The sequence below is a fragment of the Streptomyces sp. NPDC059092 genome (assembly GCF_042756365.1).
Taxonomy (GTDB): domain Bacteria; phylum Actinomycetota; class Actinomycetes; order Streptomycetales; family Streptomycetaceae; genus Streptomyces.
In genome coordinates this window covers 119,760-138,290 of record NZ_JBHZEJ010000011.1, presented here as the reverse complement: position 1 = coordinate 138,290, position 18,531 = coordinate 119,760, and the positions used below count along the sequence as shown (strand labels likewise).

Genomic DNA, 18,531 nt, shown 5'->3' with positions numbered 1-18,531 from the left:
CTGCCCTCCGTCCCTCCACCCACCCCCACTTACACTGATCCCATGACCGGTCCCACGCCCCAGCACGCCGCGCCCGAGCCTCTGGAGGGGCCGGTCGTCGGCACCGTCACGGGCGGCACGATCATCTGGTTCGCCCTCTTCCTCCTCCAGCTCCCGTTCTACGGCTGGTACAGCGACCACGGGCACGCCTGGTGGATCTGGACCTGCCTCGCCGGCGCCGGGCTCGGACTCATCGGGATCTGGTACGTACGGGGCCGCGACGCGGCGCTCAAGCGAGCGGCTTCGGCGGCGGAAGCGGAAGCGACCTCGGCAGGGACCGAAGCCGGCCCCCGGGCCGCCGCGCGGAAGGAAGAAGAGGACGACGGGCCGGACGCGTCCGGCCCCGGCAGGGCGTGACCCCTACTTTCTCCTCCCGGCCGTACTGCCCAGGGACGATTCCTCACCCGAACCGTCGTCCGGGGGTCTGATCTTCGCTCCGGCCGGCGGGTGGAGGGGCCCTCCCCGCCGTACCGTCGGAACATGACGCAGCGGGCGAAGATCAACACCGGCGGCACGGAACCACACGGCTCCGGGCCGCACGGCGTGGCGTGGCGCGGCGCGGAGCCACCGGGCGCGGGACCGCACCACCCGGAACAGCACGGCCCGGCCCCCGCCACCCCCGCCATCGACGCGGGCGCCGAGCTGGACCCCGTACACCCCATGACGCCTCCCCCGCCCGTCGGTCGGCACACCGGGCTGACCACCGCCGAGGTGGCGGAGCGTGTGGCGCGCGGGGAGGTCAACGACGTCCCCGTGCGCAGCAGCCGGTCCACCTCCGAGATCGTCCGGGCGAACGTCTTCACCCGCTTCAACGCGATCATCGGCGTGCTCTGGGTGATCATGTTCTTCGTCGCACCGATCCAGGACACCCTGTTCGGCTTCGTCATCATCGCCAACACCGGCATCGGCATCATCCAGGAGCTGCGCGCCAAGAAGACCCTCGACGGTCTCGCGGTCATCGGTGAGGCGAGGCCGACCGTACGGCGGGACGGGGTCGCGGCGGAGATCTCCACCTCCGGCATCGTCCTCGGGGACCTCATCGAGCTGGGCCCCGGCGACAAGGTCGTGGTCGACGGTGTGGTGGCCGAGGCCGAGAGCCTCGAAATCGACGAGTCGCTGCTCACCGGCGAGGCGGATCCGGTGCTGAAACGTCCCGGCGACCCCGTGATGTCCGGCAGCTTCGTGGTCGTCGGCGGGGGCGCGTTCCACGCCACGAAGGTCGGGCGCGACGCCTACGCCGCGCAGCTCGCCGAGGAGGCGTCCCGCTTCACCCTGGTCGACTCCGAGCTGCGCAACGGCATCAGCACGATCCTCAAGTACGTGACCTGGATGATGATCCCGACGGCGATCGGGCTCATCCTCAGCCAGCTCGTCGTCAAGCAGAACGACTTCAAGAACTCCATCGCCAGGACCGTCGGCGGGATCGTCCCGATGATCCCCGAGGGCCTGGTGCTGCTGACCTCCGTCGCCTTCGCGATCGGGGTCATCCGGCTCGGCCGGCTCAAGGTCCTCGTCCAGGAGCTGCCCGCCATCGAGGGGCTCGCGCGCGTCGACGTCGTCTGCCTCGACAAGACGGGCACGCTCACCGAGGGCGGGATGGACGTCAGCGAGCTGCGCCCGCTCGGGGGCGCGGACGCGTCGTACGTACGGAAGGTGCTCGGCGCGATCGGGGAGTCCGATCCGCGCCCCAACGCCAGCCTCCAGGCGATCATCGACGCGTACCGGGGCGAGCGCGGGCGATGGCCGGTGACGGCGGCGCTGCCCTTCTCGTCCGTACGGAAGTACAGCGGCGCCGCGTTCGAGGAGAACGGCGCGGGGCCCGACGGCGGCGGTGCCGCAAAGGGCGACGGCGACGGCGTCTCGCGCTGGCTGCTCGGCGCGCCCGATGTGCTGCTGCCCGCGGACGATCCGGCGCTCGCCGAGGTCGACCACCTCAACCGCCAAGGCATGCGCGTCCTGCTGCTCGCCCGCGTCGGTACCGGCGGAAGCGGTACGCGTGCCGGCGGTACGGGAGACAGCGGTACGCGTGCCGACGGTGCGGGCGACGGCGGTACGGGCAAGGTGACCGCGGGCGACGTGAGTGCGGCGGGCCCCGCCCTCGACTCCCCCGAAGCCGCGTCCGCCGCCGTGGCGACCGCCCTCGTCGTCCTGGAGCAGCGGCTGCGGCCCGACGCCGCCGAGACCCTCACGTACTTCGCGGAGCAGGACGTGGCCGCCAAGGTCATCTCCGGTGACAACGCGGTCTCCGTCGGCGCGGTGGCCGGCAAGCTCGGCCTGTCGGGCGCGGAGCAGACCGTCGACGCCCGGCACCTCCCCGCCGAACGGGAGGGGATGGCCGACGCGATCGACACGGGGGCGGTCTTCGGCCGGGTCACCCCGCAGCAGAAACGCGACATGGTCGGCGCCCTCCAGTCACGCGGCCACACGGTCGCGATGACGGGGGACGGCGTCAACGACGTCCTGGCGCTGAAGGACGCGGACATCGGCGTCTCGATGGGCTCGGGCTCGGAGGCGACGCGGGCCGTCGCCCAGATCGTGCTGCTGAACAACAGCTTCGCGACGCTGCCTTCGGTGGTGGCGGAGGGCCGCCGGGTCATCGGCAACATCACGCGGGTGGCGACGCTCTTCCTCACGAAGACCGTCTACTCGGTGCTGCTGGCGATCCTCGTGGCGTGCTTCCAGGTCGAGTACCCCTTCCTGCCGCGCCATCTCACCCTGCTCTCGACGCTGACGATCGGCATCCCGGCGTTCTTCCTGGCGCTGGCCCCCAACAGGGAGCGCGCGCGGCCCCACTTCGTACGGCGGGTGATGCGGTACGCGGTGCCCTCTGGCATCATCGCGGCGGTCGCCACGTTCGCCACGTATCTGCTGGCCAGGCACGCCTACACCGGCTCCGACTCGCTCGGCGCGGAGACCAGCGCGGCCACGCTCACGCTGTTCCTGGTGTCGATGTGGGTGCTGGCGATCGTCGCGCGCCCGTACACGTGGTGGCGGATCTGCCTCGTGGTGTCGATGGGGGCGGCGTTCCTGGTGGTGCTGGCCGTACCGGCGCTTCAGCACTTCTTCGCGCTGAAGCTGGTGGGGACGACGGTGCCGTGGGCCGCGGTGGGGATCGCCGTGGCGGCGTCGGTGGTGCTGGAGCTGTGCTGGCGGTGGGTGGGGCGCAGGTTCCCCGCCTCGTAGCGGTGTCAGCGCGAGACGGCCAGCGTGAACGAGTGGCCGGCCGGGTCCGAGTAGATCCGGGTGTCCAGCGGTCCGCCGTTGTCCTTGGTGTCGAGGGGCCGGGCGCCGAGGGCGATCGCCTCGCGCTCCGCCTCGTCGATCTCCCCCTGGGACACCGTGATCCGCAGGTGCGCCTGCTGGGAACTCTCGGGACGCGGCCAGCTCGCCGGTGCGTAGCCGTGGTCCCGCCGCATCGCGAGATGGACCCCGCCGTGGCCGACGACCTCGACGAGGTCCGGATCCGCGCCGACGCGGGTCTCGGCGCCGAGGAAGGACGCGTAGAACCCGGCCAGTTCGGCGGGTTCGGCACAGTCAAGGATGAGAACGCTCTTCTTCGCGACAGTCATGCACCGCGCTTACCCCCGGCCGTCGCACACACGCGTGGTGCCGCTCCCGTGGCAGGGGTACACGGCCGGGACGGCGTGCACGCCGGGCATGGCCGGTGTGCACGCCGGGGCGCGCCGCGGCGGGGGCTTCCCGCCGCCGCCCGCTACTTCACGGCGACGTAGTCACCGGTGGCGTTGACCGCGGGGGTCGAGGCCGTACCGGCGAAGCTCCAGCGCCAGTAGCCGGAGACCGTCGTCTTGGTCGTCGTGGTCTTCAGCGTGCCGGTGCTGGAGGTCTTGACCGTCTTGACGTCGGTGTAGGTGCTGCTGTCCTTCTTGCGGAACTGGAGCTTCACCGTCTGCGTGGCGTAGCCCTTGTAGGTGGCGGTCTCCCAGTTGGCGCGCGACAGCTTGCCGGTGACCGTGAGGGTCTTGCCCTTCTTCACGGGCTCCGGGGAGGCGTCGACGGTCAGCTTGGAGAGCCGCTGGAAGCGGATCTTGCCGTACTTGTCGTTCTGGGTGACCGTCTCGTTCTTGGCCTGCACGGCGGCGCCGACGTTCCAGTAGGTGGCGTCCGTGTTGATCAGCAGGCCGGGGTCGACCGTGACGGTGAGCGTGCAGGTCGAGGTGGTGGCGTTGGCGGCCTTGCACGTGGCCTTGTCCTCGTTCTGACCGAAGCCGAAGGCGTCGTCGTCGTTGAGGTCCTTGCCGATCCAGAGGAGCGTGCCGGCGTCGGCGATGCCCGAGGCGTGGGTCGCGGTGATCGCGACGGTGACCTTCTTGGTGGCGGTGGTGCCGACGACGATCGGCTTGCCGCCGTTCACCACCGTCTTGGTGATGACCGGAGCGGCGGCGGCCTTCGCCGTGGCGGTGAGGCCCTTGGCCTTCGGCGCGACGGCGGCGCCGTGCTGGACCGAGAAGCCGTAGTCCGGGGCGGACGGGCGGTCATGGCCGGCACCGGGCTGCGCGGCCTGGGAGGCCGGTACGGCGAGAGCGGACAGGGCCAGGGCGCCGGAGACAGCGGCAACAGTGGCGCGAATACGCATGCGTTCCCCAAGTGGAGAAGGGGCCCCGCGGTGCGTCGTTCGTACGGCGGGGCCCGTCTGGTCTGTTGAGCCTGGTGACTCGACAGACCAGACGGGATACGCATGTGAATAGTTGTACGGAATCATGACCTTTTTGCGAAGGCGCCGAAAAATCAGCCGATGCCGAAGCACCGGCACCGACTCCGGGGGCCCCGCCGGCCGGTCGGTCAGTCGCCCCGCCGGTCAGTCGAACCAGCGGTCAGTCGAACCAGCGGTCCCTGGCCAGTTCCTCCGTCCGCGACAGGTCCTCCAGCAGCGCCGCCACCTCGAAGCGCCGCGGCCACTGCCCCGCCGCCCACGCGAGCCCCGCCGCCACGCCCTCCAGCGTCGCCGCGTGCAGCACCCCGTCCGGGGTGCTGCGCCAGTCCAGTTCGACGCCGCCCGCGACCAGTTCCCCGTGCTCCCTGTACGTGGCGGGCGTGGCCGGGCCCAGCAGGGCGCGGACCGCGTCGGGCACCTCGTGCTCCTCGCCGCCGGCCGCCGCCTCCCCCGTCACGTCCGCGACGACCGTCTCGCCGAGCCGCCGCACCTGGAGCAGTTCCGCCAGCTCCGCGCTGCGGGCCGGCGCGACCGGCAGCAGCGGCAGCCCGCCCGCCAGCGGCAGCAGGTCGGGGGCGTCCGCGATCACCGCGTCCGCCGCGTCGACCACCCGCACCTCGCCGTCGACCACCGCGCGCAGCTCGTCCGGCAGGGTGACGTGGTCCGGGTCGAGGTCGGCCAAGGCGGTGTAGAGGGCGTGCAGTTGTCCGGCGGTGACCTCCCGCTCCGGGTCCGCGAGCCGGCCCAGCAGTTCGGCCGCGCCGCCGGGCTCGTCCAGCAGCGCGGCGACGGAGGTCCGTACGCCGAGGGCGCGCAGCACCTGCGTGTCGTCGAAGCCGGTGGCGTCCACCGCGTCGTACAACCCGGCGAGCAGCGGGTCCCCGGCCGCGGAGCGCAGTCCCGCGGGGCGCCGTCCGTCGAGCACGGGGTGGTCGCGCAGCCACCACGCCGTGTACGACCGCACGCTCTCCGTCGTCCCGTCGGGCAGCAGGACCCGTACGGGCTGGACGAGCGCGTCGCGCAGCGGCGGCCGGGCGAGCAGCGTCAGCACCCGGGGCCACGCCTCGTCGTCCACCAGGTCGAGGTCGCGTACGGCGACGATCTCGGTGGCGACCGGTGGTACGGCTGTGTCGGGCAGCCGGTCCAGGACGTCCTCGCACCAGACGTCGACGGCGTCGAGCAGTCCCGCGTCGTCGGGTTCGGCGAAGTCGCCGTCCCTGGGCTCCAGTTCGTCGGGGTCGAGGACGACGTCCGTGGCGCGTACGAGGGCGAAGTCGGCGAGGACGCCACAGGCGGCGAGGGGCTGTTCGCCCCAGCGTTCGGCCAGCTCGGCGTCACAGTAGGCGAGTTCGCCGTCGCGCAGTACGGCGGCGAACGGGCTTCCCGGCAGGACGAGTTCACCGGCCGGTGCCAGTTCGCCGTCCTCGTCGGTCAGCGCGAGCGCGCCGAGCCACGGTTCGTCGCCCGCCTCAAGTCCGGCGTCCCGTACGAGTGTCAGCACCAGCTCGGCCAGTTCCTCGGCGTCCGGAGTGGTGTCGTCCTCGTCCCACACGTCGCCCGCGTCGAGCGAAGCGGCGACCGCCGCCCGTACCTGCGGGGTCGTCAGAACGGCCCGTGGTGTGGCCGGGAGCGCGCCCAGCTTCTCCAGCAGCGGGTGGGCGGCCTCCGGGTGGGCGACCTTCAGCCCGAGCCGCGCGAGGTCGGCGGACCCGGCCCCCTCGGCTCCCTCCTCGCCGGGCAGCGGGAGCAGCACCTGGCGCGGCCCGATCGTCGTACGGCCGTCCGCGAGCGGCACCGGCAGCCCGGAGAGCCGGTCGGCGTCCACGCCCGCGAGGGATTCGTACAGCCGGTACCACCAGGCGGGCGGCCGTTCGACGCCCGCGATGCGCTCGATGGCGTCGCCGAGGGGCAGCCGGCCGACCCCGAGCGTACGCAGCTCCGGGCGCCGTTCGAGCCCGGCGGGCAGCAGCGTGGGCAGCACCTCGGCCAGCACCCGCACGGTGTCGGCGCCCGCGCCCTCCACGACCTCCGCCTCGAAGGGCCGCAGCGCGGGCGTGCCCTCCTCGTGGTCGTCCTCCGGGGCCACCGGGACGACCGGGGCCGCCGGGGTCGCCGGGGTGAGGAAGGCGACGCGCGGCAGCCGCTCCAGGATCGCGGCGCGCAGGCTGCCGTCCAGCTCGCCCTTGCCGAGCGGGCCGGGCACGAGGTCGAGGAGGCCGGTGGAGTTGGGCTCCCAGGCGGCGAGCAGTTCGGCGTACGCGTCGGCGGCCCGCTCGACGAGGAAGTCGGTGAGCGGGCCCGGCGCGGGGTGGCGCCGTGTGGTGTCCAGCGGCAGCGTGGCGATCAGCAGCGCGGGCACACCGAGGGGTTCGTCGGTGGGGGTCGGGGCGTGCACGACCGGCGCGGTACGGGGCCGGGCCGGGGCGCCCGCCTCGTCCACGGGAACGGCCCAGGTCACGGCCCAGTGCGGGCGCAGCCGCTCCTCCACGGGACGCCCTTCGAGGAGGGCGGCCCCGGTGGCGCCGTGCCGGCTGACGACACGCCAGCGACGCACCGCACCGCCGCCGGCGCCGCCCGCGCTGTCGTCCACGACGACGTACGACGCGTCCTGCGTGCGCCGCAACACCCGCTCCCCGTCAGGGGTTTCGACGACGACCTCGGCGAGCCCCGCGAGGGTCAGCAGCAGCGCGTCGTCGACCCCGGCGAGCAGCCGCTCCACGAGGGCGGTCGCGGCGGCGTCGCGCAGCGGCAGGATGACGACGGTGTCGTACCCGTCGGGGGCGGTGCCCTCTGCGGGCAGCGGCAGCCGCAGCAGCGGTACGTGGCCGTCGCGGCGCCGCAGTTCGTCCCCGAGGCCGGGGCTGGCCTGCGCGGTCACCCCGGCCAGCTCGCGGGCCTCGGCGAGGGACCAGCGGACGCCGCCGTGCCGGCCGATGACGGCGGGCTCGTCGCTGACGGCGAGCACGGCGGCGAAGCCGACACCGAACCGTCCCACGGCGCTCTCGTGCCCCTCGCGCTTGGCGGAGGCGCGCAGGGTGGACAGCGACTCGACACCGGTCGCGTCGAGCGGCGCGCCGGTGTTGGCGGCCACCAGCACGGCGGGCCCGTCGGCGGTCGCGGGCCGCAGGGTCAGCCGCAGCCGGCCCTCGACCCCGGCGCGCGCGGCGGCGTCGGCGGCGTTCTGGGCCAGCTCGACGACGAGCCGGTCCCGGTAGCCGCCGAGGGCCAGGTCCTCCTCGGCGTTGGCGTCCTCACGGAACCGCGCGGGGCCGGCCCCCCACGCGTCCAGCACTCCACGCCGCAGCCGCGCCGTCCCGAACGGGTCGGCCCCCTCGGTCGTCCTGACGCTCACGCTGTGACTCCGCTCTGTTCTGGTCCCGTACGGCGCTCTGTCCGTCTCCGCGTACGGGCCCGAACGTACCGCGCGGCGCGGACCGGTGGGGGTGCGGGGCGCGTCCAGGCCCCCCGTCCGGGGCGGGGCGAACCGGCCGCACCCGGCGTCCGCCCCGTGGCCGCCGTGGGCGCCGTGGCCCCCGGGGGCACACGCCCCGTCCGCTCGCCCCGTCCGCTCGTCGCGTCCGCTCCTTCTCGTGCGCTCGTCCTCGTCCGCTCGACGCGTTATCCGTGCCGGCCGGGCTGGTAGTCGCCGGCGGGCTGCTGGGTCATGACGTTCAGGCGGTTGAAGGCGTTGATGAGGGCGATGTCCCACACCAGGGCGGAGAGCTGCTCCTCGTCGTAGTGCTTGGCGGCGTTCGCCCACACCTCGTCGCTGACGCCACCGGCCGCGTCGGCGATACGGGTGCCCTCCTCCGCCAGCGCCAGGGCGGCGCGCTCGGCCTCGGTGAAGACCGTGGCCTCCCGCCAGGCCGCGACCAGGTGGAGGCGTACCGGGGTCTCCCCGGCGTGCGCGGCCTCCTTGGTGTGCATGTCGATGCAGCCCGCGCAGCCGTTGATCTGGCTGGCGCGGAGCCTCACCAGCTCCTTCGTCGCGTTCGGCAGCTCCGATTCCCCGAGCGCCCTGTTCGCCGCGACCAGGTGCTTGAGGGCCTTGACCGAGGTCGGGAAGGAGAGGGGGTTCAGTCGGGCGTTCATGATGCGCTCCTTAGCCGTTGTGCGCCGTTGCCGTGCTGACAACCCCTTGGACGGGACAGCCCCGCGAGATGTGACATCGACGGATGACCGGCGGATGTGACGGGCATCTCATCACTCGTTGTGGTGTATCCGCCGAAGCCGCTAACGTCGGGCGCCGCTGAGTCTGTTCGTACGGGTGGAGGGGAGCGCCGACGTGCCGGGGAGCGACGAGAAGGAGGTCCTGGACCGAATACGGCGGGGCCTCGTCCACACCGAGTCCGAGGCGGCGTTCCAGGCGCCGCTGCGACGGACCGACCTGATCTTCGAGTACAACCACACCCCGCCGGGCGACACCGACACGCGCAGAGCGCTCCTCGGCTCGGTCGGGAGCGCACCATCCTGAACGCGCCGTTCAGCGCCGGCTTCGGCAGCAACGTCCACATCGGCGACGACTTCTTCGGGAACGTCAACCTCGCCTTCGTCGACGACGTGGAGATCCGTATCGGGGACGGCGTCATGATCGCCCCCAATGTGACGCTCACGACGACGGGACACCCGGTCCACCCGGCGCGCCGTGCCGACTTCGGGCGGTTCTCGGAGCCGATCGTCATCGAGGACAAGGTGTGGATCGGGAGCAACGCCGTCGTCCTGCCGGGCGTCCGTATCGGTTACGGATCGGTCATCGGCGCCGGCAGCGTCGTCAGCAGGGACGTCCCGCCCATGGTCGTCGCGGTCGGGACGCCCTGCCGCACGCTCCGCGCCATCACGGACGCCGACCTGACCACGCGCACGGCCGCCGACGGCCCTCCGCCGTATGTACGTGTCGACGGCGTCCCGGGTGGGGGGTGTGTGCCAGGAGTCCCGCGAGGCGGGCCTTTGGGTACGCGGGGCCGGAGGACACCGGGGATTCCGGTCCCCGGACGCGACCACCGCACCCCGAACCACCAGCCGGTCATCGGCGCCGGCGTACGGCACGAGCTCGGGCTCGGGCTCGGGCTCGGAGGCGGCCCGCAGCCCGGCCCCGACACCCCCGGCCCCGGCACCTCCGGCCCCGAACCCCGCGTACGGGGCGCCCGGTTGGCCGCCGGACGGCCCGTTCACCGGGCCACCTCGGCCCACACGGCCTTCCCGAACGGCCGATCGGCCACACCCCAGCACTCCGCCAGCGCCTCGACGATCAACAGGCCCCGGCCCCGGTCACGCTCCTGCGACGCCACCCGGAACCGGGGCCGCCGCCGCACCGGATCCCGCACCTCCACCCGCACCCGCGTATCCGTGACGGCCAGCACGACCAGTACCGAGTCGCCGGGCTCGGTCCCGTACCGCACGGCATTCGTCACCAACTCCGAGACGATCAGTCGGACATCGTCCACCTGCTCGTCACGGAGGCCGGGTGCCTCTTGGGTCAGTACGTCGCGGACGAAGTCCCGGGCGGCCGAGACGACTTCCGGGGCGCTGGGGAACATGGCCTGCACGGGGATCCCGGGTAATGGCCGGCAGCGGCAGGCGCTTAACGCACCTGGCGGGACGCAGGCCGGGTGAGGCTCCCCTGCCGGAGGATTCGGTGAGTTGCCGTATCGCGCGTTGTTCGTCATGGCGATGACTCCCCGTGACCGATCGGTTCCTGTGGACAGAGAACACGGGAATGCCGGGTGGAGGTACCGTCTCAAGGGGTGTCGAAGAGTGTCGCTTCCACTACTCCCCGTCGTAGAAAGTTGGTGAGCATGAGGACGCCGAACGACAAGTTCGCACAGTGGCTCGATCGCTCCATGATGAGCCGCGGAGAGTTAGCCAGACGCGTCAAATCCAAGGCGTTCGCTTGACAGCAGCCCCATATCTCGCCGGATACGACCCGTGTCAGGTGCTGGCTCCAAGGCGAAATGCCCCGGACGCCGATCCCGGACATCCTCGCCGCGGTCTTCTCCGATCACTTCGGATTCCGCGTCACGACCTACGATCTCGGGCTCGGTGACGGCAGTTCCACGGACGCGGCACTCATGTACAACTCCTCGTTCACGGCTACCGTGGAAGTCGTCGCAGACCTGGGGAGAGCTGACGTGGACCGACGCAAGTTCCTTTCCGCCGCACCCTTCACCGCCGTCGCGGGAGTGGGCCCCTCGCGAGACTGGCTGATGAACACCCTCGACCAGCAGCCGCAGCCGGGTCCCCGCGTACGACTCGAAGACGTCTCCGCCGTGCGGAACATGTTCGCCACCTTCCAGCGCATGGACGTACTCCAGGGCGGCGGTTCGGGCCGCCTCGTGCTGGCCGAGTACATGACGCAGCACGTCTATCCGCTCCTGCGCCGTACCCACGCCGACGACGTACACCGTGCCCTGTGCGAAGCGGCGGCCGAACAGACCTATCTCCTGGGGTGGATGGCCTACGACAACGGCGAACACGGCACGGCACAGCGCTACTTGATCCAGTCGCTCCGCCTCGCCGAGGAGTCGGGGAATCCGGGGCTCGGCGCGCATGTCCTCGCCGGAATGGCCGATCAGGCGACGCTGCTCGGTGATCCCACCGAAGGCCGCCGACTGGCCCAGGCCGGGCGCCACGGACTCTCCCGGACGGACTCTCCGGCCTGCCTGGCGGACCTGTGGTGCCTGGAGGCGCGGGCCCTCGCCGTCCTCGGGGACAAGACGGCGGCAGCACACGCGGTGACGGAGTCGGAAAAGGCGTTCGAGCGGGCACGGCCGCAAGCCGAACAGGAGTGGGCCGCCTTCATCGACCCGGCGTATCTCCACGGCGAACACGCGAACACCTTCCGGGACCTGGGCGATTCCGGGGCGGCGGAGGAACACGCGCGCCGGTCCATCGACCACGCCAAGAAGCAGAAGCGCGCCAGGCGGGGCGCGATGTCGCACGCCGCGCTCGCCGTCGCGCATCTCCAGCGCAGCGACCTCGAATCGGCCTATTCGGCCGGCGTACGAACGTTGACGCTCTCACGCCAGGTGAAATCCTCGCGCTGCGTGGAGGCAGTGCAGGACCTCCAGCGGCGCATGCGGCCGTTCGGCAACCACCGGCTCATCGCGGACTTCAACGAGCGGGCCCGCGAACTGGTCACCGCCGCATGAGCGATGACCGGCACGCCAAGGGTTCCATGAGCTACCTGATGGAGATGGGCGCCCTGAAGCGCTCGAAACGGTCCGGCTGGTGGATCGTGGGAGTGAAGGATCCGGAGACGATCGCCGAGTACCCGCGCGAAACTCAAGACCGCCTCCGCCATCGAACTCGCCGACGCCGCCCAGGACATGTCCTCCGCCGACTGGCAGCGCACCTACCTGCGTCAGCCGTAGGCATCGCCATGGCCATCGCGCCCGGTTCGTCACAGATCTCCGCGTCTGCCGAAGGAACCCTTCATGCCCCGTCGGCGCACCGGCCGCCGCCCTCCCGCCGGAAGGCGCCGTCCTGCACCCGTAGCACCATCCTGCGGGCATTTCGGCACACCCGCACAAACCGCCTACGCACCGCACCTCGGGTAGGCGGCAGCGTCGGGATCGATTGACTTTCGATAGATAGCTATCGACAATCGATGCATGAATCACTTCTTCATCGGCGCGCTCCGGGTCGGTATCGCCGCAGCGATCCTTTTCAGTCTCTTCGGCCAGGTCGTGGTCATCCCGACGACGGCGGCCGACGAGGTCGACCGCTTCCCCTCTTACGAGCCGTTCGCCGTGCCCTACGTGACGGTGGCCGTCGTCGGCATCGTCTGCGTCCAAGTCGCGCTCGTCGCCACGTGGATGCTGCTCGACATGGTCAGCCGCGACGCGATCTTCACGCCGCGGGCCTTCCGGTGGGTCGACGTCATCATCGGGGCCTCGGTCGTGGCGACGCTGCTGGCGCTCGGGGTCACCGGGCATCTGGCCGTGGCCGGCATCCCCTCGCCCGGCGACGGCATGGAGCTCATCGGCGCCCTCGGGGCGGCGACCGCGTGTGTGGGCGCGGGGGCGGGGTTCGCGATGCTCGTCGTCATCATGCGTGGCCTTCTGCACAAGGCGACGGATCTGCAGACCGAGATCGCCGAGGTCGTCTGATGGCGATCGTCATCGACCTCGACGTCCAGCTCGCCAAACGCAACCTGTCGGTCGGCGAGTTCGCCGCCGCCGTCGGCATCACGCCCGCCAACGTCGCCGTACTGAAGAACGGCCGCGCGAAGGCGGTCCGGTTCACGACGCTCGACTCGATCTGCCGCACACTCGGCTGCCAGCCCGGCGACGTGCTGCGCTGGGTGCCCGACGAGGAGCCGGCCGGCCATTGACCCGCCCGGACTCGCTCGGACTGCCGGGCGATGGCCGTCCGGTCGCGACCGGTCCTCGTCTTGACACGCCGTCACTTTGCCCAACGCACAGCCGGCTGACAGTTGATCTCCTTACGGTGCCGTGTTCATGACAGACAACAGCGATCCCCTCATCCGGCGCCGCACCGTACTGCTCGGGACCGGCGCCACGGCCGCCGCGCTCACCGTCGGCGCCGCCGGCACCCACAAGCCGGCGACGGCGGGGCACGAGACCGGCCGCACGGCCCCCGTCGCCGCCACGGCCGTCTGCACGCTCACCAAGGAGCTGACCGAAGGCCCGTACTACCTCGACCGCGCGCTCGTCCGCGCCGACCTCACCGAGGGCAAGCCGGGCATCGCGCTCAAGCTGGCGCTCACCGTCGTGGACGACGGCACCTGCGCGCCGCTGAACCGGGCGCTCGTGGAGCTGTGGCACAGCGACGCGCTCGGCGAGTACTCCGGCTTCGTCGGCAACAACGGGCACCAGGAACCCGACAACGGCACCTTCCTGCGGGGTGGCGTACTGACCGGCAGCGACGGCATCGCCCGCATCACGACGATCTACCCCGGCTGGTACCGCGGCCGGTGCATCCACATCCACGTCAAGGTGCACACGAACGTCACGCTGACCTCGGACGGCTCGTTCAGCGGCGGGCAGGAGCTGCACACCGGTCAGCTCTTCGTGGACGAGGCGCTCACCACGGTCGTCGCCCGTGTCTCCCCGTACTCGACCAACACCGTGCCCCGCACCACGCTCGCGCAGGACGGCATCTACGGCAACGGAGGCGCCGCCGCGGGCCTCATGACGGTGACCGGCTCCACCACCGCCGGGTACACCGGCAGCCTGACCCTCGGCATCGACCAGGGCTGACACCCCACCATCAGGGCGTCGGCGCCCCACCGGACGCCGACGCCCGCCCCGACCGCAGGCGCCCCGGCCCGGACGGCCCGGCGTCAGCCCTCTCGTCGCGGTGACGCTGCGCCGTATGTACGTGCCGACGGCGTCCCGGGTGGGAGGTGTGTGCCAGGAGTCCCGCAGGGCGGGCCTCTGGGTACGCAGGGCCGGAGGACACGGGGGGACGCCGGCCCCCGAACGCGACCACCGCTCCCCGGACCACCGGCCGGCCACGGTCGGGTCTCGGTTCGGGGTGTCCGGGGTACGGAGGGGGAGGTTCCGTACGAATGTACGGGCATGGTCTTCGCCCCTGGTTCCCGCGCGCCCCTTCCGCCGGAGACGCGCGGCGGCGTCGGCCTGGGCGGAGGCTGCGCGGCCGTGCTCGTGCTGGTGCTGGAGGTCCTCGTCGCCCTGGTGATGGGCGTGTTCCTGCTGGCACGCGGGTGGGCGCGGCCGGTGGCGGGCGACGGGCCTGCCGGGACCGTCGTCGAGGCGCCGCCGATGGACTGGACACCCACGGTCTGGTGCGCGGTGTTCACGCTGGCCGCGCTGATCGTAGCCGTGGCCTTTCTGCTGAGCGGGCACCCTTACGCGGGCGGCGTCCAGTTGTGCGTCGCCGCGTGCGCGCTTCTCGTCACGCTCGGCGTCTTCACCGACGCGGACCACCGCGCCCATCCGGCGCCGCTGCCGCCCTGCCCGACCCGCGCCGGGGTGCTGTGCGCACCACGGGTGGGCGACGCGCGGGACCCCGGCCGCTCGGGGCACCAGTGCCGGAGCGGCGGGGACAGCCATGAGTGCGCGGACAGCGGGGGATGAGCCCGAGAGGGAACCGGCCTGGGCCGGCCGCACCGCGCACCCTTACGCCTACGAGTGCCCCAGGTCCTCCGTGTCGCCGTCCGCCACCGCGCCCGTCAGGACCGAGCCGCTGTCCCTCGCCGGGCGGAGCGGGAAGGCGTCCGTACCCACCGAGTCCAGGACCGGGGGCGCCGGGCGCAGGGGCTTGGGCATGACCGCCGCCTCCGAGTGACCGCCGCAGCCGTACGCCAGGGAGACGACGCGGCCGTCCGCCGGGGAGAACTCGTTCGCGCAGACGCCGAACGCCTGGCGCAGCGAGCCCGCCAGGGGCAGCAGGAAGCCGCAGGAGACGCAGGGGGCGGGTGCCGCCTGGGCCATGGGGGTCTTCGCGCCGAAGGACTCGTCCCAGCGGTCGGCGGCCACGTGCAGCCCGTAGCGGGAGAGGACCCGCGCCCGGCGCATGCCGAGTTCCTCCGCGACCGCCGCGATCGTGCCGCGCGCGGGCACGGCCGGTACGGTGCCGGCCTCGGGCTCCGCCAGGTCGGCGGCCTCGGCGGCGACATCGGCCGCGTCCTCCGCCTCGACCAGGTCCGCGAGGTTCCGTGGGGTCACCTCCGGTACGACGGAGTTCGGCGGGGGCGTGTCCTCGCCCGAGTAGCCGGGCTCCAGGCGCAGGTCCTCCGCCTCGGTCGGCAGCAGATCGCCGGGGCCCATGTCGCCGGGGCGCAGCCGCTCGCTCCAGGGCACCCATTCGGGGGCCAGCAGGGAGTCCGAGCCGGGCAGCAGCACCGTTTCGTCCAGCGTGACGTTCTTCGCGCGGGAGGCGCGTGCGACCGTCACCGCCCAGCGCCAGCCCCGGTAGCCGGGCTCCTTGCACTCGAAGAAGTGGGTGACGACCCTGTCCCCGTCAGCCACCACCGAGACATGCGCCCCGACCACACCGGGTGCGGCGGCCTCCTCGGCAGCCGACCGGGCGAGGTCTACCGCCTCGGCGCACAGACGGTCAGGGATTCGGCTTCGCGTCGTCGCAGCACTCACAGGTCTCGCTTCTCTCCTACGCCGTCTCACGGGTGCGCCGGCCGAATCGCGATGTACGAGCCGAGGGCGGAGCGGACCAGAGGGCCGCATCGACGTCCACGCCCGATCTCTCCTCGGGCACGCCTACTGTCATCCATTCTGCGGGATGACAAAGAGGCGCGCGGCCGAGAACAACCGCCGGTGGCGCGCTACGCACGCTACCCTCTCCGCAGCCCGCCGCCCACCTGCGCGTCGTCTTTCCCGCACTTCGGGCCACTCCGCAACCAGGCCGTAACCGGGCGGACCCCCACGGTGAACTGCGAAGGCGCCCTCAGGACCGGCCCGGGCGAGTTGGCCGGCCCCGTACGGTACGGGCGCGGCGCGACCGGGGACGGGGCCGGGACGCGGACGTGTCCCCCACCCCTTCGCAGACCCCGCCCCTTCGCAGACTCCGCCTCTTCGGATCCCCCGCCCCTCCGGACCCCCCTTCTCTTCGCAGCCACCGTCCCTTCGGATCCCCCGTCTCTTCGGAGCCACCGCCCCTTCGCAGCCCCCGCCCCGTCCGTACATCCGTCCCCCAACCGGGTGGACCCGCGCCGGGTGTGCGCGTACGCGGCTCCGACCGGGGCAGGCGCGCCGGGGTGAACATCCTCCCGCCCTCCGGCGACCCGCACGGGCTCCTCCGTCATGGGACCGCCACGGCCCCGTCATCCGCCGGATCGGTTCACGCCAGAGGCCCTTGGGGCACTATGACGGGGTGGCAGCCGTAAGGTCGTCCGACGCGTACGCGTCCGGCGGCCCGCTCCGGAGGACCGGGCGGGCCGTCGGCCGCGCCCTGCGTCTGCCGTTCACCGCCTCCGCGCGCGGGATCAGGAAGGCGACCCACGCGCACGGCGCGGGCGAGTCGGGACTCGGCAAGCTGATCGAGCTGCACGCCGTGAACGGCGCGGGCGACGTCATGATCACCGTAGCGCTCGCGTCGACCGTCTTCTTCTCCGTACCGACCGACGAGGCGCGCGGCCGGGTCGCGCTCTACCTCGCCGTCACCATGGCGCCCTTCACCCTGCTCGCCCCGGTCATCGGCCCGCTCCTCGACCGCCTCCCGCACGGCCGCCGCGCCGCCATGGCCGCCGCCATGCTGACCCGGGCCGTCCTCGCGATCGCCATGTCCACCGCGGTGATCACCGGGGGCCTGGAGCTGTACCCGGCGGCGCTCGGGGTGCTGGTCGCGTCGAAGGCGTACGGGGTGGTCCGCAGCGCGGTCGTGCCCCGGCTGCTGCCGCCGCGCTTCTCGCTCGTACGTGCCAACTCCCGCGTCACGCTCGCCGGTCTGCTGGCCACCGGCGTGGCGGCGCCGATCGCCGCCGGGCTGCATCTGATCGGGCCGCGGGGGCCGCTGTACGGGGCCTGCGTGATCTTCCTCGGCGGTGCGGTCCTGGCGTTCACGCTGCCGCCCACGGTGGACTCGGCCAAGGGCGAGCGCAAGGCCCGGCTGGTCACCGTGGACCACGGCAGGAACGGCAGGAACAACGGGACCGACAGGAACGACAGGAACGGCCGCAGGGAGAAGGAGCGGCGGCCCACGTTGCGGACGGTCGGGCCCGCCGTGCTCCACGGCCTCCAGGCCAACGCCTCGCACCGCCTCCTCTCCGGCTTCCTGACCTTCTTCCTCGCCTTCCTCCTGCGCGAACACCCGATCGCCGGCCAGAACGCGGCCATCTCCCTCGGCATCGTCGGCGTCGCCGCGGGCGGGGGCAACGCGCTCGGCACGGCGGTCGGTGCCTGGCTCAAGGCGCGCGGCCCCGAGCTGATCATCGCCACGATGCTGGGCATCGCCCTCTTCACCACGGTCCTGGCGGCGCTGCTCTTCGGCGGCGTGATGATGGCGGTGCTGTGCGCGGTCGCCGGGTTCTCGCAGGCACTGTCGAAGCTGTCCCTGGACGCGGTGATCCAGCGCGACGTCCCGGAGGAGGTACGGACCTCCGCGTTCGCGCGCTCCGAGACACTGCTCCAGATGTCCTGGGTGGTCGGGGGCGCGATCGGTATCGCGCTGCCGCTCAACGGGGTACTGGGGATGGGCGTGGCGGCGGGCATCCTGGCGCTGGGGGCGCTCGTGGCCGTACGGGGACTGCTGACCACGGCGCGACGCGGCTCGCCGCACCCGCGTGTGGCGTGAACGGGGGCGACCGATAACCTTCGGCCCATGACCGTTGCGTTCTTCTCTGGTAGGTACCGCCGGGCCGGCGTCGCTCTCGGCGCGGTGTCCGCCGGACTCCTCGTCCTCGCCGCCTGTGACAAGCCGACGCCGCTCGCGACCGTGACGGTCAACAGCGACTCGGTGAACACCGAGGCGGACTGCTACAACGACGGCAAGGCCATCAAGGAGGCGGACATGCAGCCTTGCCTCAACAAGAAGGCCGAGAAGACGATCACGGTCGCCGTGGACGACAAGATCCGCTTCGGCGTCGATCCGGAGATCGCCGAGCGCGGCTGGACGCTCTTCATCAACGGCCAGCCCGCCGAGCAGGAGCCGTACAAGAAGACGTACCGGTCCATCCCGGCCAGCGCGTTCTTCTCCAGCCAGACCGGTGAGACGACCAACGAGACGCAGGTCAGCGTGGTCGAGACGACGGGCAAGTCCCTGACCGGTGTCTGGCACTTCCAGTTCAAGAAGAGCTCCTGACCTCCTGTAACCCCTGAACTCCGCGGCTCCTGGGCTCTTCAGCTCCTGACCCGCCACTGCTCCGCCCCTGTTCGTCCGTC

Annotated in this window: 16 protein-coding genes and 1 pseudogene; 11 read left to right on the top strand and 6 right to left on the bottom strand. The window is 72.3% G+C overall.

Translation table 11 applies throughout. The annotated features are described in order from the left end of the window. Positions 1-42 precede the first annotated feature (42 nt). Entirely contained in the window at positions 43-396 is a 354-nt protein-coding gene (locus tag ACFXPL_RS09965) for a DUF2530 domain-containing protein (protein ID WP_384915386.1), read from the top strand. Between the two features lie 123 nt (positions 397-519). Next, positions 520-3,222 (top strand): cation-translocating P-type ATPase, encoded by a 2,703-nt coding sequence (locus tag ACFXPL_RS09960; protein ID WP_384915383.1) that lies wholly within the window; start codon positions 520-522, stop codon positions 3,220-3,222. A 5-nt stretch (positions 3,223-3,227) separates the two neighbouring features. Here the strand turns inward: ACFXPL_RS09960 and ACFXPL_RS09955 are convergent, their stop codons facing one another. From ACFXPL_RS09955 to ACFXPL_RS09940, 4 genes are all read right to left on the bottom strand, one after another. Continuing rightward, positions 3,228-3,608: a VOC family protein gene (locus tag ACFXPL_RS09955; protein ID WP_384915380.1), complete on the bottom strand. Its 381-nt coding sequence runs from the start codon at positions 3,606-3,608 to the stop codon at positions 3,228-3,230. 143 nt (positions 3,609-3,751) lie between these two features. Then, positions 3,752-4,633 (bottom strand): DUF5707 domain-containing protein, encoded by an 882-nt coding sequence (locus tag ACFXPL_RS09950; RefSeq protein WP_384915377.1) that lies wholly within the window; start codon positions 4,631-4,633, stop codon positions 3,752-3,754. A gap of 238 nt (positions 4,634-4,871) precedes the next feature. Continuing rightward, positions 4,872-8,063, bottom strand: coding sequence for a sacsin N-terminal ATP-binding-like domain-containing protein (locus ACFXPL_RS09945; protein WP_384915374.1), 3,192 nt, complete (start codon positions 8,061-8,063; stop codon positions 4,872-4,874). Positions 8,064-8,329: 266 nt separating this feature from the next. Next, complete coding sequence (locus ACFXPL_RS09940) at positions 8,330-8,803, bottom strand: carboxymuconolactone decarboxylase family protein (protein WP_384915371.1); 474 nt, start codon at positions 8,801-8,803, stop codon at positions 8,330-8,332. 193 nt (positions 8,804-8,996) lie between these two features. Between ACFXPL_RS09940 and ACFXPL_RS09935 the strand changes: the two genes are divergently transcribed. Both ACFXPL_RS09935 and ACFXPL_RS09930 read left to right on the top strand, forming a co-directional pair. After that, positions 8,997-9,185 (top strand): hypothetical protein, encoded by a 189-nt coding sequence (locus tag ACFXPL_RS09935; protein ID WP_384915369.1) that lies wholly within the window; start codon positions 8,997-8,999, stop codon positions 9,183-9,185. Between the two features lie 113 nt (positions 9,186-9,298). Next, positions 9,299-9,442 (top strand): annotated as a pseudogene (locus tag ACFXPL_RS09930) (sugar O-acetyltransferase); the annotation flags it as partial. A 437-nt stretch (positions 9,443-9,879) separates the two neighbouring features. On the opposite strand, the gene ACFXPL_RS09925 reads toward ACFXPL_RS09930, so the two are convergent. Then, entirely contained in the window at positions 9,880-10,248 is a 369-nt protein-coding gene (locus ACFXPL_RS09925; RefSeq protein ID WP_384915366.1) for an ATP-binding protein, read from the bottom strand. A gap of 369 nt (positions 10,249-10,617) precedes the next feature. Here ACFXPL_RS09925 and ACFXPL_RS09920 point away from each other — a divergent pair, with 369 nt between their 5' ends. From ACFXPL_RS09920 to ACFXPL_RS09900, 5 genes are all read left to right on the top strand, one after another. Next, positions 10,618-11,859, top strand: a complete 1,242-nt coding sequence (locus tag ACFXPL_RS09920) for a transcriptional regulator (RefSeq protein ID WP_384915435.1) — start codon at positions 10,618-10,620, stop codon at positions 11,857-11,859. Positions 11,860-12,321: 462 nt separating this feature from the next. Continuing rightward, a complete protein-coding gene (locus ACFXPL_RS09915; RefSeq protein ID WP_384915363.1) occupies positions 12,322-12,819 on the top strand; it encodes a DUF2975 domain-containing protein in 498 nt (165 codons plus the stop codon). Continuing rightward, entirely contained in the window at positions 12,819-13,043 is a 225-nt protein-coding gene (locus ACFXPL_RS09910; protein ID WP_384915360.1) for a helix-turn-helix domain-containing protein, read from the top strand. Before ACFXPL_RS09915 ends, ACFXPL_RS09910 begins: the two co-directional genes overlap by 1 nt. Before the next feature lie 127 nt (positions 13,044-13,170). Continuing rightward, positions 13,171-13,932 carry an intradiol ring-cleavage dioxygenase gene (locus tag ACFXPL_RS09905; protein ID WP_384915357.1) on the top strand — a complete coding sequence of 254 codons (762 nt, stop codon included), beginning with the start codon at positions 13,171-13,173 and terminating at the stop codon, positions 13,930-13,932. A 321-nt stretch (positions 13,933-14,253) separates the two neighbouring features. Beyond that, a complete protein-coding gene (locus ACFXPL_RS09900) occupies positions 14,254-14,772 on the top strand; it encodes a hypothetical protein (RefSeq protein WP_384915354.1) in 519 nt (172 codons plus the stop codon). Positions 14,773-14,820: 48 nt separating this feature from the next. Here ACFXPL_RS09900 and ACFXPL_RS09895 read toward each other — a convergent pair whose 3' ends face one another. Next, complete coding sequence (locus ACFXPL_RS09895) at positions 14,821-15,789, bottom strand: DUF3027 domain-containing protein (protein ID WP_384915351.1); 969 nt, start codon at positions 15,787-15,789, stop codon at positions 14,821-14,823. A 736-nt stretch (positions 15,790-16,525) separates the two neighbouring features. Here ACFXPL_RS09895 and ACFXPL_RS09890 point away from each other — a divergent pair. After that, complete coding sequence (locus ACFXPL_RS09890) at positions 16,526-17,944, top strand: MFS transporter (protein ID WP_384915347.1); 1,419 nt, start codon at positions 16,526-16,528, stop codon at positions 17,942-17,944. A gap of 27 nt (positions 17,945-17,971) precedes the next feature. Further along, entirely contained in the window at positions 17,972-18,451 is a 480-nt protein-coding gene (locus ACFXPL_RS09885) for a DUF2771 domain-containing protein (RefSeq protein ID WP_384915345.1), read from the top strand. Positions 18,452-18,531: the final 80 nt, after the last annotated feature.

Excerpts from the sequence above, each read along its gene's own strand:
- ACFXPL_RS09965 (WP_384915386.1), top strand. The coding sequence starts at position 43 with ATGACCGGTCCCACGCCCCAGCACGCCGCGCCCGAGCCTCTGGAGGGG.
- ACFXPL_RS09960 (WP_384915383.1), top strand. The coding sequence starts at position 520 with ATGACGCAGCGGGCGAAGATCAACACCGGCGGCACGGAACCACACGGC.
- ACFXPL_RS09955 (WP_384915380.1), bottom strand. The coding sequence starts at position 3,608 with ATGACTGTCGCGAAGAAGAGCGTTCTCATCCTTGACTGTGCCGAACCC.
- ACFXPL_RS09950 (WP_384915377.1), bottom strand. The coding sequence starts at position 4,633 with ATGCGTATTCGCGCCACTGTTGCCGCTGTCTCCGGCGCCCTGGCCCTG.
- ACFXPL_RS09940 (WP_384915371.1), bottom strand. The coding sequence starts at position 8,803 with ATGAACGCCCGACTGAACCCCCTCTCCTTCCCGACCTCGGTCAAGGCC.
- ACFXPL_RS09925 (WP_384915366.1), bottom strand. The coding sequence starts at position 10,248 with ATGTTCCCCAGCGCCCCGGAAGTCGTCTCGGCCGCCCGGGACTTCGTC.
- ACFXPL_RS09915 (WP_384915363.1), top strand. The coding sequence starts at position 12,322 with ATGAATCACTTCTTCATCGGCGCGCTCCGGGTCGGTATCGCCGCAGCG.
- ACFXPL_RS09910 (WP_384915360.1), top strand. The coding sequence starts at position 12,819 with ATGGCGATCGTCATCGACCTCGACGTCCAGCTCGCCAAACGCAACCTG.
- ACFXPL_RS09905 (WP_384915357.1), top strand. The coding sequence starts at position 13,171 with ATGACAGACAACAGCGATCCCCTCATCCGGCGCCGCACCGTACTGCTC.
- ACFXPL_RS09900 (WP_384915354.1), top strand. The coding sequence starts at position 14,254 with ATGGTCTTCGCCCCTGGTTCCCGCGCGCCCCTTCCGCCGGAGACGCGC.
- ACFXPL_RS09885 (WP_384915345.1), top strand. The coding sequence starts at position 17,972 with ATGACCGTTGCGTTCTTCTCTGGTAGGTACCGCCGGGCCGGCGTCGCT.